Here is an 18,050-nt window from a genome sequence, read left to right on the forward strand (position 1 = left end):
TGTCTATACCAAACTCCATTACTTTTTTCTGGCGATGATAAGTGTCGAAATATCCATAGAGAAACTCTTTGTATAAACTATCTCAAAACCTGCCGCTCTTAGTTCATTTTGCATATTTGCAACCGTGGAAAAATCTTCTATGGAGTTTGGCAGATACTCGTATGCTTCAATGTTGTTGGAGATAAAACCGCCGATTTTAGGGAGGATTTTGTTCATATAAAAGTCTCTTATTTTTCCAAGAAGCGAAGGATTTTCATTTTTCATAAACTCTAGTATTACAACAAGACCGCCCTGCTTTAAAACTCTGTTAAACTCTTTTAGTGCTGCTTCTCTCTCCACGACATTACGTATGCCGTATGTGATGCTTAGGATGTCGGCACTGCCGTCTTGAAGCGGTATTTCGGTTGCTTTTGCTATGTGGTAGTTAAATTTAGGAAATTTCTCCCGTGCTACCCCAACCATGCCCTGTGACGGGTCAACGCCCACTATCTCGCCTACCGCTATGCCGCTAGATTCAGATCTCTTTTTCCAAAAATCCATCATATCGCCCGTGCCGCATGCAACATCGACTATCTTGTCAATACTATCTTTTGCATAAAAACCATAAGCCAAATCACACGCTTTGCGTCTCCAGCTCTTGTCCACTCCCATACTCATAACACGGTTTGCGGTGTCGTAAGTCGGTGCGATGTTATCAAACATCGATACTATCTTTTCTTGTTTTTCCATAAGCCTAGCCCCTTTTCATCCACATAATTATATCTTGCACATCTTGCGCTATATTTAAGATTTCAAATCTCTCATGCACTCCGCCAAAACCGACCTCTCCGCCCATCTGAGCAGAGATAAAACAGAGATAGTAGTCAACAAACTCTTTTGAGAGTTCAAACATCTCTCGCCCGCCCTCAATCATGATATTTTTATACCCTTTTATAGCGTCAAGACTATCTGCTATCATCACTTTTCTATTTAGCACACTAAAAAGCGGGATAGTTGTGTCAAACTCTTTGCCTCTTGAGAGTATCAGCACATCCGGAGCCTTGCCGCCCACCAGCCTTGCATCAAGCGTCGGGCGGTCTATGCGTACCGTGTTGCCGCCGATAACAAGCAAATCACATACATCTCTCATGGAATGAACGAGTTTGCGTGAGTTTTGCGAACTAATCACACCGCCATCAACACTGCCGTCAAGTCTCTGCGCCCACTTAAAAAAGACAAACTGCTTCTCTTGAGATAGTTTAAAGGGTTGCAGCAAGGCATCGCACTCTTTTTCCATAAGGTGTTCTTGAACTTCAATACCCGCATTTTCGACTATTTGGCTTCCGCCGCTTGCAACCGCATGGCTATCGTTTGAGCCTATAAAGAGTTTTTTGATGCCAAGTTTGGAGAGCAGGTTTGCGCATGATGGTGTTTTGCCGACATGTGAGCAAGGCTCCAGTGTAGTAAAAACTGTTGCTTCATGAAAGCAGTTGTTGTGATTTTGTAAAAGATAGGTGTGAATATCTGCGGAGTCTGTGAGATTTAAAATTGATTCATCACGAGTTAGTTTGCAGTATGCCGCTTTGAGTGCTTCGACTTCAGCGTGTGGCATACCTGCTTTTTTATGGGCTTCTATGGCTAAAATCGCTCCGTTTTGCGATACTATAGCACAACCTACTGCCGGATTTGGGTAAGTTAAACCCTGATATTTCCAAGCCTCTCTCAAGGCCAGATTCATAAAAAAACTACTATCAACTACCATTCAAAGTATGTTCTGGCTTTAGAAATTTGGGCAAAATCAATACCCGCTTCCTCGCCCTCAACGTCAAGAGTGATTATCGCACCCTCTACCTTAAGAAGTACGCCTTTATACTTTTCTTTTGTCTTTAAAGTAAGAGAAACTCTCTCGCCCACAGATAGAGCGAACTGCTTAAGTGTAGCCACTTTTCTCTCAATTCCCGGGCTTCCGACCTCAAGCCGGTACTCTCCCTCAAGAGGAGGCGTAACATCTAAAAGAGGAGAGATAAGACGGCTCAAATGGGCGCACTCATCCAAACTCACTCCCTTTCTTTTCCCATCTTCTACCACTCCCGATAGCACACTTACTCTGTAAATAACCTCTTCATTCTCTTTTACTGTTGCAATGTCGTAAATCTCTAGCCCCAAAGAGCGAGCAAACGACTCTATATCTTTTTCTAAGCTCATAAACTACCTACTCTTTAGCAATTTTTTTAAATAACTCTTCTAGTGTTTGCGACTGTTGAAACTGCTCATCAAACTCAAATGTCAATCTCGGGGAGCGAAACCACCCCTGATTTTTCATGCAGTACGTCTCAATAACAGGTCGTGCATTTCTCAAAAGTTTTAAAAACTCATTTTTCTCTTGCTCTGTATAACTTGACGGGTGAATAAATACTTTCGCATCGCTTCTCCCTTTTGAACACTTGACATCTATGATATCAAGTACATGTAGTCTCACATCCCCAAGCGAACTAAGTGCAGCGGGGATTAGCTCCAAGAGAACCGACTCTGTTCTTTTTAACTTAATTTGTGCTTCTGTCACAGTGATACTTTTTGCTCAACTTTTTTGAATGTCTCTATAACATCGCCGACCATAACATCATCGTAACCCTTAATCATAACACCGCACTCATAGCCGTTTGTTACCTCTTCAACATCATCTTTGAAGCGTTTGAGTGATGTAAGTTCGCCCTCATGCACAACAACACCGTTGCGGATAACACGTACAAGACCACCACGGATAAGCTTGCCATCCACGACAACACATCCTGCAACAAGCCCTTTAGGTGCTTTAAACACATTGCGCACATCTGCTTGACCTGTATTAATCTCTGAGAATTTAGGTGCCATCATGCCTGTGAGCATTCCCGTCATATCATCAAGAAGCTGATAGATGATAGAGTACGTCTTGATATCGACATTTTTCTGCTTTGCAAGTGCTTTTACACTTCCTGTAGGACGTACGTTAAATCCAAGAAGAACACAGTTTTCACTGTTTGCAACAAGCTCTACGTCATTTTCCGTAATCCCGCCCACGCCTGAAGAGATGATATTAATCTTAACTTCATCATTTCTAAGCTCACTAAGAGCCCCTCTAATGGCTTCAAGAGAGCCGTGTACATCTGTTTTAAGAACGATTTTAAGGGTTTTTAGTCTTCCCTCTGCAATCATGCTCGTCATATCTTCAAGAGTTGATTTAGTGCTGAGTGAGAGCTCTCTATGTCTGTCATACTCATGACGCTTCATTGCATACTCTCTTGCCTCTTTGTCACTTGCCATTGCCATCATAACTTCACCGGAGGATGGAACCTCGTTAAGTCCGACAACAACCGCTGTGTGGCTCGGCTTTATACTCTTTATCTGCTGTTTATGTTCATTGATAAGTGCTTTAACGCGACCGTACGCACTGCCGCACACAACATAATCACCCACTTTAAGTGTTCCGTTTTGAACGATAACCGTTGCAACAGGACCACGCCCTTTTTCAAGAGAAGATTCAACAACCGCCGCTTTTGCCATTGCATTTTCGTTTGCTTTGAGTTCTAAAACTTCTGCCGTGATAAGGATATTTTCTAGCAAATCATCAATCCCCATTCCTGTTTTTGCAGAGATAGGAATAAACTCGATATCCCCACCCCAATCAATCGGATTTAAGCCGCGCTCAGCCATTTGGGCTTTGACCATATCTGGGTTTGCACTCTCTTTATCCATCTTGTTAAGCGCAACGATAATAGGCACTTTAGACTCTTTTGCAAGTTTTATAACTTCATCAGTCTGCGGCTTGACACCGTCGTCTGCTGCAACCACGATGATAACGATATCGGTTACATCCGTTCCTCTTTGACGCATTTGAGAAAATGCTGCGTGACCCGGAGTATCTAAGAAAGTGATAGGCTTGCCATGCTGTTCAATCGTATATGCTCCGATGTGCTGTGTAATCCCGCCTGCTTCACCCTGAGTTACTTTAGCGTTTCGTATTGCATCTAAAAGAGATGTCTTACCATGGTCAACGTGTCCCATAATAGTAATAACAGGAGGTCTCTCAGTCGCATTATCATCTATAGCTTCCGCCAAATCTTCTTCATAGTTAAACGCATCTTTCGGGTCAACCGTCGTTACTTCAATACCAAACTCTTCAGATAGAATCTCAATCTCATCTTTGCTTAAAAAGTCATTTTTCATCTTCATAACGCCAAAGCTAAAGAGGACTTTGATAACATCGGCAAGGGTTTTGTTTACTTTTTCTGCAAATTCATAAACACGGATATCTTCAGGAATTTCAACATGAGTTATTGCAACATCTTCGGCTTTCTCTTTTCTATATGTTTTTCTCTTATCGCGAGATACATTTTTAGATTTTGGAGCAGAAGTTTTATTTGAGTTTCTTCCCATCGGTTTTGGAAGTTTTGCTTTTTTAGGCTCATCGGCAATAATCTCTCTTCTCTCGGTTACATTAAGGTCGAGAAGAACTATCTGGTCATCCATATCCATAGAGACTTCAGCAAGCGATCCGCCGAAAATATCAATTTTTACACCCTGCTCTTGCTTCTTTGCCGCTCCGGAAGATGCAACTTTTGGCTTCTTCTTTTTTGCAAGCTCTTCCAAAACCTCTGCACTGATTTTTCCATACGAGGAGATTGCTGTTGGAGTCTGCTTTGGAGAAGACACCGCTTCTTGAGGTTTTTCTTCTGCTTTAGGCTGTTTTTTCTTAACAATCTTGAGACCGGATTTTTTTATTTGCATTTTCATAGCATCTGCAGGCTCTTCAGCTTCATCGTCATCTTCTTCCATCGCTTTTGTCTCTTGCGCAGCAGGCTTTGGCTCAACTTCAATTTTTCTGGAAAAACTTTCCTCTTTTTCTACTTTTTTCAAAGGAGTTTCACTGCTTTTTGGAGCCACATTTGCTTGGGACTCTTTTGTCTCTTTTTGAGGAGCTTTTTCTTCTTTTTGAGTATCACTTGATGGTTTTATATCTTTTTTTATCTCTACTACCGGTGCATGAACAACCTCGCCATTCATAATGTAGTTCATCAAACTCTCTGCCTCTTCCATAGAGACTGAACTGCTTGCAGATTTTATCTCAATGCCTACCTCTGAAGCTTTTTTAACTACATCTTTTGAAGCAATTCCCAGCTCTTTAGCGATTTCGTGTACTCTAACTTTTTCACTCATCAATGATGATCTCCTTTAGTATGTTTGCAAATTTGTCTCTCTCGCCGCTTTTACACTGACGCATAAGCGCTTTTATGGCTTTTTTCTCATCCGCAAGACATGTTTTACATAGATAAAAACTTCTGCCGCTCCCTCTAAAAAGACTAAGTTGTGAATCAAAACACTGAAGTCTAAAAAGATGAATCTGTGCATCCCTTTGTCTGCAAGAGATACACATCCTAAGAGGTTGGTTAAATTTTTTCGCCATTATATCCAAAAGTTCCTTCATTTGCTTTAGAAAACTTATTTGTCAACAATAAGTCCATCATTATCGAAATTAAGAACCTTTACTGCAAACTCGGGAAACTTTTGAGCAAGTTTTGTAGCTATCATTTCAGAATCTTCATCGTAAACCATAGAGAAAAATGTAGAACCGCTTCCTGAGAGTGTACTCATAAGTGCACCGCTTTCATAGGCTATTTTTTGAACATTAAATAGCTCAGGGAGTGTTTTCATTCTTGCTTTTTGGTGGAATCTATCCTGTGATGCAATTTTTAAGATTTCCCAATCTTCATTAAAAAAAGCAGCAACACTTAGAGCAGTATGAGAGAGATTGTAAATAGCACTCTCTTTTGAATAGGATTTTGGCAAAAGCGTTCTTGATTTTGCCGTACTCATCTGCTTGTTTGGTATAACTACGACTGCTTTTATATAGTTTGGAAGATGTTTTTTTTGAGAAAAAACCTTGCTTTTTTCAACTGTCGCAACGTTAAAACCGCCCATAACAGCGGGAGTTATGTTGTCAGGGTGTGATTCATAGACAAGCGCATGGTTGAGGATTCTTCTTTTTGAGACTTTGATGCCTGCTGCTTCATGCGCACTCGCAATAGCACTTACAATAACGGCAGATGAGCTTCCAAGACCTCTTGACATAGGAATCTCGTTAAAAAAGTTGAACTTAAAATTCTGTTTTTTCTTTGTTAATCTGTTGTAGTGTTCATTAAAGATACTTATAAAAAGATTATTCCCTTTTAGTTTCGGGTTGTTTTCACCCTCACCTTTAATGCTTACACTGAAAAATTTGGAGGGATGAAACTCAACTACATTGCGCAAATCAACTGCTAAACCTAAAGAGTCAAATCCTGGTCCAAGGTTTGCACTGGTTGCCGGTACACTTACTGTCACATTATTCCTATCCAACTGCTCCGATACCATAAAGAGGAACGGCAGTTGCGTTAAACTCACCATACTCAAGCACATCAGGAAGCATAAAATGCGTCTCCGGTGCAATTTCTAGTTTTTGAGTTATTATTTCTGACGCAACTTTAACAAAAAATAGCTTTCCAATCGCTTTGATAGGCTGATTTTTGTTAAAATAAAATGCGTCTGTTGCAAAAAGCGGTATATTTTTCAGTATGCTCATAGATTTTAAAAAGATATAAGCAATTTTGATTGCCATAAAACTTCCGGGACCGTTAGTATAAAAAAGTGCTTTTATACTATATTTTCGGGCTAACTCTTCAAAAATTTCCGGTAAAACATCCGAACTCTTTTTGCCGCTCTCAATAGTTTCTATAAGTTTTTGCTCTTCATACACACCAACCAAGACAGGCGACGATAAAGTAATAAAAACTACATCAACCCTCTTATGCATACGCTTTTTCTAGCTCTTTTGTTTTTTCTCCGACAAGTTCTACAACTTCATAGTTAGCCGTATCTTTTAGAAGTTCAAGAGTAAGCTTGTGGTTCAAGTCATGGCTACCCGCCATTGCTTCATAATTGCCTACAAAATTCATCCCGATAAGCGCCATATCGCCGATAGCATCCAAGATTTTATGACGTACGAACTCATCCGGATATCTCAACCCTTCGGGATTGAGCACTTTTTTATCATCCAAAACAATTGCATTTTCAAGAGAACCGCCAAGAGCAAGCCCTTTTGAGCGAAGATACTGCACTTCATGCAAAAACCCAAATGTTCTAGCACGTGCAATCTCCTCTTTATAGCTCTGTTTTGTAAAAGTTATAACATACTCCTGCTTTTGAATCACAGGGTGTTGAAATTTGATGGTGAAGCCATATTTGAGATCTTTTGATGGAGAGAGCTTGACATACTTATCTCCTTCTTGGACAGTTATCTCTTTTTTAATGCGCATAATTTTTTTGGGAACATCCAGTTGCACTACTCCTGCTTCATCTAAAAGCATACAAAAGCCGGCACTGCTCCCATCCATTATGGGAATCTCATCCGCATCCACTATGATTTTGAGATTATCAATCCCGTAAGCATAGATAGCCGAGAGCATATGTTCAATAGTTGATATAACATACCCTTCTCTGCCAATAACCGTTGCCATTTTTGTATCAACAACATTTGCAGGAATAAGAGGTATAGCAACATCGACATCGCTTCTGTAAAACACAAGACCGCTGTTTGACTCAAGCGGTTCAAGTCTAAGCTTCACTGCAGAGCCCTTATGAAGACCTATTCCGACAAGTTCTACGCTTTTTTTAATAGTTGTTTGATACATCTTTTGCTCCTGCTATCAGACTTTTTTATCGATAATCTCTTTGGCGCTTTTGATAACATCTGTGATGTTTAGTCTCATCCAATCTCCATCCATCCACTCTGCAGGATGCACCTCAACTCCCTGTACAAGCACGCCAAAGTGCAAGTGGTCACCCATTGCATAACCGCTTTTCCCGGTATTTGCCAGATGCGTACCCGGTTGAATGTTATCGCCCACATGCACATTTATAGAAGAACAGTGTCCGTAAAGTGTATATAGCCCAAGACCGTGGCTGACAATTGGCATATTGCCATAAAGTCCATTATAGTCTGCATAAACTATCTCGCCGCCGTTTTGCGGTCTTATCTCCGCTTGCGCATTGCTTGCCAAATCAAGCCCCAAATGGTAAGATTCGCTGATATCTTTGCCATTATAAGAGTAGAGTCGGTGGTCTCCAAAATAAGCGACAACCGCTCCGTTTTTAAGTGGATACATCTTGTTCATACGGAAGTCATCCACCATAGTTTGGGGCACTTTTGATGTTATCTCATGAATCAAAGCCTCATTTTTCATTCTTACTTTTTCATTGATAATTTTAAACTGCTCGATTGGGTCAAAAACACCCTGTGTCTCTTCAAACTCTTCAGCAAGTTCGGCAATTTTTCCTTTTAAAAAACTATCCGTTAGTTTGATATTGGAAACTTTATAAACTTTCTCATTTAAGTAAAGCGGCACATACGCTTGCGTCGTATTTTGGGCAAAATCTTGTGCAACAACGATTGCTTTAAAATTTGATTCAGTCATAGGCCACGCAATAAGAGCAACATAATATCCTTCTTTATAGAATGGCTGCGCTTTAAATTTTTTATCAAAATTTGTTTGTATATAAAAATCTTTAAGATTTTCATCCTCTACTTTAAAAATAACAAGTGCCGAACCGCCTTTGCTGATTTTATACGAATTTGAGATGATATTAACTATTGGCTTTTTTTTGTCAATTTTAAGAGTATATGCCTTTTTGATAGCATTTCCCTGAAAAAGGTTCCATCTGCTTGCATCCTGCGCCTCTACAATAATCGTAAGCTCTTTATCTTTCATCGTAAAAACACTTTTTGGTGATTCTATTTTTAGATTTACCTCGTCTTTTGCTTCTAAAAACTGCTCATGGTACAGACCACTCTCTTCTGCAGAAGTTTTAAGAGTTACTTTATATGCTTTAAGCCCGCTTCTATCTCTGATAGATAGCTCCAGCGGGTCTTTTAAGTTCCAATAGCCATCATTTGGCAATGAAATTTCAGGAACTTCTCTCTCAAACGTTGCAGAACTATAAACATACAAAGCACCGCCCAGCAGCATTGCAATGATAAACAACATCCCATATAAAGCACCATTTTCTTTTCTTCTCAAAATACTATTTCCTTTTTTATTAAATTAAGAATCTTCTCTTTTGCTTCTTGCAAAGAGATGTTCTCTTTGAGCACAAAACCGGCTCGTGTAACATGCCCGCCACCGCCAAAATTGAGCGCTATGGGTGCGCAGTCAAGGTTTCCGTCGGAACGCAAAGAGCATTTGATACTCAAATCACTCCTTTGTCTAAGCAAAAGAGCAACACGCACATGAGGCAGAAAAAGAGATTCTTCAAGTGCTCCCTCAGCATCCTCAGGCACTGCCCCGCTTTGCTTCATATCTTCATAACTTACACCAAAAAAAGCAACGGTTGCGCTGTGCTCCAGTTCCATATTTTTAAGCATGGCAGCTTTTAAACGCAAGGCAGCCAAAGAGGCACTTCTCATGATTTTTTTGTTGCAAAGTTTAAACTCTGCACCTAGCGATATTAGTTCTTGCACAGTAGCAAAAGTCGTGCCATCCACACTTTGGCTTAAAAAACCATCACTGTCTTCAAGCAACCCGACATAGAGTGCCGTCGCCATTTTTTTATTGATTTTTACACCGTTTTCTTTGAAAAAACGGTACAAAATCTCCGTTGTGCTCAAAGCAGTACTTTGTACAAGATTGAACAAACCAAAAGATGTATTAGTCGGATGATGATCAATGTTTATGAGTGTACACCTAACCTCCACACCTAAACGCTCTTTACTCGCACAATCAAGCGAAATAGCTAAATCTGCACCCAAAGGGTAGGAAGTTTTTATATCTTCTATCCATGGAATGCAAGAAAATCTTTGATGTATCACTTTGGTCGCACAAAACCATGAAACTTTTTTGTGCTTTTGAAGCAGATAGCTATACATAGCACTCGCACTTCCAAGAGAGTCACCATCCGGATGCACATGAGAGATAAGCACAACGTGCCCTGCACTCTCTATTTTTTCTACTATTTCATTCAAATCAAGACTGCTTTGTATGCTAATTTTTTTTGAGATTATATACTACTTCTTATTCATTTTGTAAACATAGGCAAGAACCTCTGCAACGGCTGCGAAAAGGTCGCTTGGTATGGCTTTGTCCAAATCTACCTTGGCATAAAGCTCTCTTGCGAGCGGGGGGTTTTGTACCACATGTACTCCGTTTTCTCTGGCGATTTTTTTGATTTGCATGGCGATGTTATCCATACCTTTTGCCACAACGATTGGTGCATGGGATTTTTGTTCATCGTACTTGATAGCAACGGCGTAGTGTGTAGGGTTGGTTATGACGACATCGGCTGTTGGGACTGCTGCCATCATTCTTTTTCTTGAAGCCTGCATCTGAATCTGGCGAATTTTGGACTTGATAAGCGGGTCACCTTCCATATTTTTAAACTCATCTTTTATCTCTTGTTTACTCATCTTTAGCCCGTCAAAATATTGCTTACGCACAATAACAAGGTCGATAATGGCAAAAACAAAAATAATAAGCAGCATCACAAAAGCGATAACAATTGTTTTATCCCGCAACCAAAGCATCTGATCTGCAAAACCAAAAAGTGCAACTGTCGGAAGCTCCATAATGAAGAAAAAGAAGAAAACGAACCCGACGCCAAGCGTCGTAAAAGATTTGAAAGTTATCTTTACGCCTTCGATAAGCTTTTTCAAGGAGAAGAGGTTTTTAAGCCCTTTAATGGGGTCTATCTTGCCGATATCGGGAGTAATGGCTTTGGTGGTAAACAAAAACCCAAATTGTGCAACTGCCGCAACAACTCCGGCAATCGCCACTGCAATGGAGAGAGGCATAACAATCAAAAAGAATTCTCTTATAGTAACAATGGCGATATCTATCATAAAAGCCCTATCAACGCTCATCCCGATAAGTGAGAAGTAGTACTTAAAAAGCTGGAGTATATGAGACCCCATGTAAGGAAAAAGCATCAAAAAAGATAAAACTGCCACAAAAAGCGTCACAACACCGGAAGTATCCTGTGACTTAGGAACATTCCCCTCCTCCCTGGCATCCTCTATCTTTTTGGAGGTAGGTTCTTCTGTTTTTTCTAAATCATCTGCCATTATTTAGGGTTCAGTCCATCTTCATCGACAAATCAATCCAATTTGCCTGATGAATCATAGAGCCGCTGCTTATGGCATCGACACCTGTTTTTGCATAACTCTCTATCGTCTCAAACGAGATATTGCCGCTTGCTTCGAGGAGGATATGCGCATAAGAAGCGTTCCTGTAGCGTACTATCTCTTCAACTTGCGATGGTGTCATATTGTCACACATAACTATGTCTGCACCCGCCGAAAAAGCTACTTTTGCCATCTCAAAATCTTCTACCTCTACCTCTATTTTTGCGGTAAAAGGTATGACTTTTCTTGCTTTTTCTATGTAGCTTTTTAAATCTTTTATAGTTTTTAGATGTGTATCTTTTATCATCAAAGCATCATCAAGCCCCATACGGTGGTTCACCGCACCGCCGCATCTTGAAGCATACTTCTCAAAGACTCTTAAAAGCGGTCTTGTTTTTCTGGTATCCAAAAGTTTTGTTCCATAAGGTTCGATGATAGTCGCATACTTTCTTGTAAGCGTTGCGATGGAACTTGCGTGCAAAAGCATATTTAGAAGCGTTCTCTCAACTCTTAATAGTACATGAGAAGTTCCGCTTAAAGTCGCTATAATATCCCCTTTTTTGAAAATCTGCGCATCTTTAAAGTTCCAAACAATCCCAAAACCCTCTAATTTTGCCAAAGTATCACAGTATGGCACTCCCGCCAAAACGCCTTCACTTTTTGCAACAATTTTTGCGGATGCCTCCACGCTCGGCTCCACAAGGGCGTACAAATCCCCCCGCCCGACATCCTGCTCCAAAGAGGCTTTTACAAACTCTTCTATCATAGTGCCATCATTCTTTCTAAGGCGATTTTTGCCCATGTTTGAGTCTCTTCATCTATAAAAATCTCATTAAGAGGCTCGCCCTCGTCTATGGAGCGCAAAACATTATAAACATCTTTTAGCGTCGTCTCATTCATCGTCGGACACTCAGGCTTTGTCGAGGAGAGGACATAGGTGTTTTTTGCACGCAAGCGATTTACAAGGTTAAACTCCGTTCCGACCGCTACTTTTTGTTCCTCAGGAAGCTCTTTGATATACTTGATGATTTGTGAAGTAGAGCCTACAAAATCCGCCGCATCGCAGATAGCAGGGTCGCACTCAGGATGCACGACAATCAAAATCCCCGGATATTTTTTACGGTAAAAAGCGATATCATCCACCGAAAAAAGCTGATGCACGGAGCAAAAACCGTTATAACAGATGATGTCCGCATCGGCGGGATTTGTTCCATCACCTAACACACACGAGACAAGTCCCATCTGCTTTGCTATATTTTGTCCCAAACATCTATCCGGTACAAAAAGTATCTTTTTTCCCTCTTGAAGTGCGGTTGTAATGATTTTTTTGGCATTGGAACTTGTGCAGACCATTCCGCCCATCTGTCCGACTTTTGCTTTAACATCGGCATTGGAGTTAATGTAGGTAATAGGCAAGATGTTTTCGTTTGACACTCCTGCTTCATTAAGTGCTTTGACCGAAGCATCAAACTGCATCCCGTCAATCATCGTAGCCATCGCACAGCATGCCGCTTTTGGCATAACCACTCTTTTATTTGGAGAGAGGACTTTGACACTCTGTCCCATAAAACCGACGCCGCAAAAAACAACAAACTCAGAATCATCCGCTCTTGTTTTTTGCGCCAATTCCAGAGAATCTCCGGTAATATCGCCTATCTCAAAAACTTCATCTCTTTGGTAAAAATGCGCAACTACCGTGACGCTTAGCTTTTTTTTGTATTCGTTTATTTTTTCTTTTAGCTCTTCATTACTCAACTGCAAAAATATTCCTTCTCTTTTATAGTCGGTGCTATTATACCAAATAGATTTTATATCTCTATAATGGTATCTTATGTACAATGCCAAAATAAAACGACAAGGTTACTTTATGGACTTTTTATTTAACACAAATGCTCAGTTTTTTATTGCGGCGTATCTTATAGGCGGGATTCCTTTTGGGCTTCTTTTGGCAAAAAAGTTTGCAGGCGTCGATGTGCAATCAAGCGGCTCAAAAAGCATCGGCGCTACCAATGTTTTACGAGTTGTCAAAGAAACTAACCCCTCTTTAGCAAAAAAACTAGGTGCTGCAACTCTCGCTCTTGATGCCATCAAAGGAGTGTTAGTTTTGGCAGTTGCCTATTTTATGGGGCTCAGTGAAGCAACACTTTGGGGTATATCTGTTTTAGCAGTCATCGGGCACTGCTACTCTCCTTATTTGGGTTTTGAAGGTGGCAAAGGCGTTGCAACCGGTATGGGTGTTATGATGTTTATGTTGCCGCTTGAAACACTTATAGCCCTTATCGTCTGGGCGGTTGGCGCAAAAGTGATTCGCATATCTTCGCTCTCCTCTCTTACGGCTCTTACTGCCCTCATAGTTGCAAGTTTCATCATCCATCCCCAAATGGCTCACGCTCCTGTTCTTATCATCGGTTTTATTCTCTTTTATAAGCATATTCCAAACATTATCCGCCTTGTAAAAGGCGAAGAAAAAAGAGTAGTATGACCATCCACATAGAAGATCTAAAATTTCAGTGTATTGTCGGGATTTTAGATTTTGAGCGAAAGATGCCCCAAGATGTCATTATCAATCTCACAATAGAGTATGATTATCAAAAAGATGCGTTTATCGACTATGCTCTTGTTGTGCAAAAATTAAAAAAAATGATGATTGACTCTCAATTCTATCTACTTGAAGAGGCGTTGCAAGAGATTATTGCCCTGCTCGCAAAAGAGTATAAAGGTATAAAAAATATCTCTCTAAAAATCACAAAAACCTCTATTTTAAATGATTGCAGCGTAAGTGTAAGTGAATATATCTCCCTCTAATCTTAATTAGAAGTTAAAGTTTTATTAAAAAAAATTGAAATTTTCTTTAAATTAACCTAAAATTATGATATGATTCCGCCAAAATATTTAATGTATAGGACATAATGAATGCGCATTCTTATTATAGAAGATGAAGTGACACTAAACAAAATGCTCGCAGAGGGGCTTAAAGAGTTTGGTTATCAGAGTGATGTGGTTGAAACTCTTAAAGACGGCGAGTATTACCTTGATATTCGCAACTATGATTTAGTACTTATGGACTGGATGCTTCCGGATGGAAACAGCGTTGACATTATCGGCGATATCAAATCAAAAACTCCAAAAACAGTAGTTGTTGTTCTCTCGGCAAGAGATGACAACGAGAGCGAAATAGAAGCTCTTAGAAGCGGTGCTGATGACTATATCAGAAAACCTTTTGATTTTGATGTTCTAGTAGCACGTTTGGATGCACGTCTTCGCTTTGGCGGAAGCAATATTATCGAAATTGATGATTTGATTATCAATCCAGAAGAGGAAAAAATCACTTATAAAGAAGTAGAGATTGAACTCAAAGGAAAACCTTTTGAGGTTCTGACACACCTTGCTCGTCACCGTGACCAAATTGTATCAAAAGAGCAATTGCTTGATGCTATCTGGGAAGAACCGGAACTTGTTACTCCAAACGTAATAGAGGTTGCAATCAACCAAATCAGACAAAAAATGGATAAGCCTTTAAACATTACAACTATCGAGACTGTACGCCGCCGCGGCTATCGCTTCTGTTTTCCAAAAGAAGTAAACTAACTGCTTGTGCTACAACTTTTCGGGCAACACCCAAAAGCAAGGGTGCGTGAGCCCGCAAAGTAGCATTGATTTTCTCTTCTTATTTTTTCTCTAATCTGATACAATTATTTATATTTATTTTTTGTAGGTAGGAAATGTTTTCACGAAGAAGTATTAGGCAGCGTTTTTTAATTCAGCTTATCATTGCCTCTGCATCACTTATTTTTGTATTCTCTTCTTTGTTATATTTATATATTGAAAAATCCATTATTGATGAAAAATACCAAGAACTCTTGGTCTATGCGCAAAATACTGCCTCCAACCAATCTGTTTACGGTTCAGGAGTACCGACACCCGAGGAGTATCTGGGACTGAGTATTGAGATTATGTATCTCAACAAAGAGCATATTGATCTTGATTTTTATGAAACGACAAAAGACAAAAAAGCCTACCTTACACTCATTTACCCTTTTAACTTTGATGAACTGAGCTATCTTAAAATAACAAAAGATATAACGGTGACACGCAAACTTCTTGATAAAATCCTTAACTATCTTTTTATCATCAATATAGCCGGGTTTTTACTTGTTGTTCTCTATGCTATCGGTCTCTCTAAAATGCTTGTTACACCCGTAAAGACACTTAGCAACAAACTCTCAAACATGAATGAGCATCTTATGCGTCCTATCGTTGTGGAAGAGCTTCCTGATGAGTTTGAACAACTCGGTGCTACCATAAACCACCTCATCGCCAGAATCCAAAACTTTGTAAAGTACCAAAAAGAGCTATTTATCGGAACGGCGCATGAACTCAAAACTCCACTTGCAGTTATTAAACTTAAAAATCAGGTAACCCTTATCAAAAAACGCTCCGCCGATGAGTATATAGAGGCTCTAAAAATAACAAATAAAACCGTTGATGAGATGAATGTTATAGTCTCAAATATACTAAATATAGGACGGCAAGAAGCAGCGCAGCTTGAGCAGCCTCGAGAGGTGGATGTCATACAAATCCTCAAGCAAAAAGCAAATGATTTTCTTTTGCTTGCCGAGAGTGAGGGCAAAACACTTACTATGCAATTTGAACCGGATGGGTTTATGGCAATACTGCAAGTTGGACTTCTCAACCAGATAGTACAAAATTTCCTCCAGAATGCCCTTAAATTTACCCCGAAAGAGAAAAGTGTACATCTGCAAAGCTCACTCAACAGCTATGGTCTTCTTATTGAAGTTATCGATGAAGGATGTGGTATCGATGAAAGCTCAGATTTGTTTGCACCTTTTAAGAGAGAAGGGAACAAACCGGGAGTTGGTCTGGGACTCTTTTTGGCAAAGAGTGCTGCTGACGCACTAGGCGCTAAGATAAGTATCAAAAACAGAGCAGACGGAGTAAACGGAACTGTTGCATCGCTCAATCTCAACTCAAAGCTTTCGTGTATTTTACCAAGCAGATAAGCGTCATATTTTAGAATATATCTTGTTTAAAAAACAATAAAGCTTTATTTCGCTATAAATCGGGCACTTTAAATTTGAATATGAGGTATTTTAATGGCTTTGATAATTAGTGATGAGTGTATTGCATGTGATGCATGCCGTGAAGAGTGTCCGACTATAGCTATTGAAGAGGGAGACCCGATTTACTTTATTGATCCGGATCGTTGTACTGAGTGTGTTGGTGTCTATGATGAGCCTGCCTGTATCTCTGTATGCCCTGTTGATTGTATCATTCCAGACAAAGACAATGTAGAGTCTATTGCAGAGCTTCAGTTTAAGTACAAACAATTATTAGAAGAAGAGCTTTAACCCTCTCTATGGCAAAACGTGTAGCAGTCATAGATATAGGTTCTAACTCGGTTAGGATGGTTGTCTATGAGAAAACATCCCGATTTGCATTTCATATTCTCCATGAAGCCAAAAGCAGGGTGAGGATATCACAAAACGCATACCAAAACGGCGGAAATCTTCAAGAAGTTCCAATGCAAAGAGCCTATAACGCTCTGAAAGATTTTCTCTCAATCATCGCATCTTTTAAAGCAAGAAAAACTCTTTGTGTCGCCACTTCTGCCCTGCGTGATGCTCCAAATAAAGGAGAGTTTCTCCAAAGAGTAAAGAGCGGTCTGGGTCTTGCCATCAAAGTTATAGACGGAGAGAGAGAAGCTTATCTTGGTGCTATCGCATGTGCAAACCTTCTGCCGCAACAACAAAGTGCCTTAAGCATCGATATCGGCGGCGGTTCTACGGAGTTTTCTCTAATCTATAACAAAGATATCCGTGCAAATATATCACTTAACCTTGGTACGGTACGCCTAAAAGAGCTGTTTTTTGATTTTAACGACATTGAAGGTGCAAAAAAACTCATTGATGCAGAGCTAGAAAAGCTAGATGGGCTTGATGCAGCAAGGCTTATTGGCATAGGGGGAACGTTTAGAGCCATCTCCTATGCGATTCAAATAAACAGCAATCACCCCTTAGACAAGCTTCATGCATACAAACCAAACTACAAAGAATTTGAACTCTTTTTAGAAAAAATCTTAGATGCCGATGAAGATGGTCTTAAAAAGCTTGGAATTAAAAGCAGCAGATTTGATGTCATCAAACCCGGTGCGCTTATACTTCTTCGGGTACTTAAGAGATTTAAAATAAAAGAGCTGATTACAAGCGGTGTCGGAGTACGTGAAGGGGCTTTTTTAGCAGATTTGCTCAGAAGTTCCAAAGATAAGTTTCCTGCCAATTTCAATCCATCTGTACGCTATCTTCTTGATGCACACATAGATGATCTTTCCCATACAAACTTGCTTGCAAAGGTTGCAAAAGAGCTTTTTGACCTCACTGGCGACACGCTTAAGATAGAGAAAAAGTACCGTTATGAACTGGGTCTGGCAGCAAAATTATGCATGAGCGGGAGTACCATCCACTTCTACTCATACAACAAACATAGTTATGAACTTATTGAGGATGCTTTGGAATTTGGATTTACTCATGAGCAAATTGTACTCATCGCAACTCTTGCAAGATTTTCAAAAAGAAAGCTTCCATCATCTTCACATGTAGAGAGATTTGAAGCTCTTCTTCCTGATATAAGCCAACTAAACGCTCTTAGCTATCTTCTCTCCCTTAGTGTTGCACTTTTAAGTCATCGACCTAGAAATGCCGATTTTACGCTCCATTTTGAAAACACTACACTTCAAGTTACATCAAAAAATAGTCTTTATTTGGCAAGAGAGAGTGTGGAAAAAGTAGAAGTACTAAAAAACAACCCTATAAAAATCTCCTTCCTATAAAAAGAAGTTTTTTACAAGGCTAAAGCCACGCTTCCAAAA

Annotated in this window: 20 protein-coding genes; 6 read left to right on the plus strand and 14 right to left on the minus strand. The window is 39.9% G+C overall.

Translation table 11 applies throughout. The features are described from left to right. Positions 1–18 precede the first annotated feature (18 nt). From ubiE to nadA, 14 genes are read right to left on the minus strand one after another with little or no spacing between them, the layout of a single operon-like run. Entirely contained in the window at positions 19–729 is a 711-nt protein-coding gene (ubiE, locus tag PHY84_RS04665) for a bifunctional demethylmenaquinone methyltransferase/2-methoxy-6-polyprenyl-1,4-benzoquinol methylase UbiE (protein ID WP_299858195.1), read from the minus strand. A 4-nt stretch (positions 730–733) separates the two neighbouring features. Next, complete coding sequence (gene ribD, locus PHY84_RS04670) at positions 734–1,717, minus strand: bifunctional diaminohydroxyphosphoribosylaminopyrimidine deaminase/5-amino-6-(5-phosphoribosylamino)uracil reductase RibD (RefSeq protein ID WP_299858196.1); 984 nt, start codon at positions 1,715–1,717, stop codon at positions 734–736. 17 nt (positions 1,718–1,734) lie between these two features. Then, on the minus strand, positions 1,735–2,184 hold the full coding sequence (locus tag PHY84_RS04675) for a ribosome maturation factor (RefSeq protein ID WP_299858197.1): 450 nt from the start codon (positions 2,182–2,184) through the stop codon (positions 1,735–1,737). 7 nt (positions 2,185–2,191) lie between these two features. After that, positions 2,192–2,542, minus strand: a complete 351-nt coding sequence (gene rbfA / locus PHY84_RS04680) for a 30S ribosome-binding factor RbfA (RefSeq protein ID WP_299858198.1) — start codon at positions 2,540–2,542, stop codon at positions 2,192–2,194. After that, entirely contained in the window at positions 2,539–5,172 is a 2,634-nt protein-coding gene (infB, locus tag PHY84_RS04685) for a translation initiation factor IF-2 (RefSeq protein ID WP_299858199.1), read from the minus strand. Before infB ends, rbfA begins: the two co-directional genes overlap by 4 nt. Further along, a complete protein-coding gene (locus tag PHY84_RS04690; protein WP_299858200.1) occupies positions 5,165–5,419 on the minus strand; it encodes a hypothetical protein in 255 nt (84 codons plus the stop codon). Before PHY84_RS04690 ends, infB begins: the two co-directional genes overlap by 8 nt. A gap of 35 nt (positions 5,420–5,454) precedes the next feature. Further along, a complete protein-coding gene (thrB, locus tag PHY84_RS04695) occupies positions 5,455–6,336 on the minus strand; it encodes a homoserine kinase (protein WP_299858201.1) in 882 nt (293 codons plus the stop codon). 7 nt (positions 6,337–6,343) lie between these two features. After that, on the minus strand, positions 6,344–6,805 hold the full coding sequence (locus tag PHY84_RS04700) for a hypothetical protein (RefSeq protein ID WP_299858202.1): 462 nt from the start codon (positions 6,803–6,805) through the stop codon (positions 6,344–6,346). Then, entirely contained in the window at positions 6,798–7,682 is an 885-nt protein-coding gene (gene lpxC, locus PHY84_RS04705) for a UDP-3-O-acyl-N-acetylglucosamine deacetylase (protein WP_299858203.1), read from the minus strand. Before lpxC ends, PHY84_RS04700 begins: the two co-directional genes overlap by 8 nt. A 15-nt stretch (positions 7,683–7,697) precedes the next feature. After that, complete coding sequence (locus PHY84_RS04710; protein WP_299858204.1) at positions 7,698–9,068, minus strand: M23 family metallopeptidase; 1,371 nt, start codon at positions 9,066–9,068, stop codon at positions 7,698–7,700. Then, positions 9,065–10,009, minus strand: coding sequence for a bifunctional oligoribonuclease/PAP phosphatase NrnA (locus PHY84_RS04715; protein WP_299858205.1), 945 nt, complete (start codon positions 10,007–10,009; stop codon positions 9,065–9,067). Before PHY84_RS04715 ends, PHY84_RS04710 begins: the two co-directional genes overlap by 4 nt. 42 nt (positions 10,010–10,051) lie before the next feature. After that, entirely contained in the window at positions 10,052–11,104 is a 1,053-nt protein-coding gene (gene flhB, locus PHY84_RS04720; protein ID WP_299858206.1) for a flagellar biosynthesis protein FlhB, read from the minus strand. A gap of 10 nt (positions 11,105–11,114) precedes the next feature. Then, positions 11,115–11,930, minus strand: a complete 816-nt coding sequence (nadC, locus tag PHY84_RS04725; RefSeq protein ID WP_299858327.1) for a carboxylating nicotinate-nucleotide diphosphorylase — start codon at positions 11,928–11,930, stop codon at positions 11,115–11,117. Then, complete coding sequence (nadA, locus tag PHY84_RS04730) at positions 11,927–12,925, minus strand: quinolinate synthase NadA (protein WP_299858207.1); 999 nt, start codon at positions 12,923–12,925, stop codon at positions 11,927–11,929. Before nadA ends, nadC begins: the two co-directional genes overlap by 4 nt. Positions 12,926–13,031: 106 nt before the next feature. On the opposite strand from nadA, the gene plsY reads away from it, so the two are divergent. The 6 genes from plsY to PHY84_RS04760 all read left to right on the plus strand — a co-directional run bounded on the left by plsY (position 13,032) and on the right by PHY84_RS04760 (position 18,011). After that, positions 13,032–13,646, plus strand: coding sequence for a glycerol-3-phosphate 1-O-acyltransferase PlsY (gene plsY / locus PHY84_RS04735; protein WP_299858208.1), 615 nt, complete (start codon positions 13,032–13,034; stop codon positions 13,644–13,646). Then, positions 13,643–13,969 (plus strand): dihydroneopterin aldolase, encoded by a 327-nt coding sequence (locus PHY84_RS04740; RefSeq protein ID WP_299858209.1) that lies wholly within the window; start codon positions 13,643–13,645, stop codon positions 13,967–13,969. Before plsY ends, PHY84_RS04740 begins: the two co-directional genes overlap by 4 nt. 108 nt (positions 13,970–14,077) lie before the next feature. Continuing rightward, positions 14,078–14,752, plus strand: coding sequence for a homeostatic response regulator transcription factor HsrA (gene hsrA, locus PHY84_RS04745; protein ID WP_299858210.1), 675 nt, complete (start codon positions 14,078–14,080; stop codon positions 14,750–14,752). Positions 14,753–14,886: 134 nt separating this feature from the next. Continuing rightward, complete coding sequence (locus PHY84_RS04750; protein ID WP_299858211.1) at positions 14,887–16,185, plus strand: HAMP domain-containing sensor histidine kinase; 1,299 nt, start codon at positions 14,887–14,889, stop codon at positions 16,183–16,185. Positions 16,186–16,278: 93 nt separating this feature from the next. Continuing rightward, a complete protein-coding gene (locus PHY84_RS04755) occupies positions 16,279–16,533 on the plus strand; it encodes a YfhL family 4Fe-4S dicluster ferredoxin (RefSeq protein WP_299858212.1) in 255 nt (84 codons plus the stop codon). Positions 16,534–16,541: 8 nt separating this feature from the next. Then, a complete protein-coding gene (locus PHY84_RS04760) occupies positions 16,542–18,011 on the plus strand; it encodes a Ppx/GppA phosphatase family protein (protein WP_299858213.1) in 1,470 nt (489 codons plus the stop codon). Positions 18,012–18,050: the final 39 nt, after the last annotated feature.

It is taken from the genome of Sulfurimonas sp., from assembly GCF_028694605.1.
GTDB lineage: Bacteria > Campylobacterota > Campylobacteria > Campylobacterales > Sulfurimonadaceae > Sulfurimonas.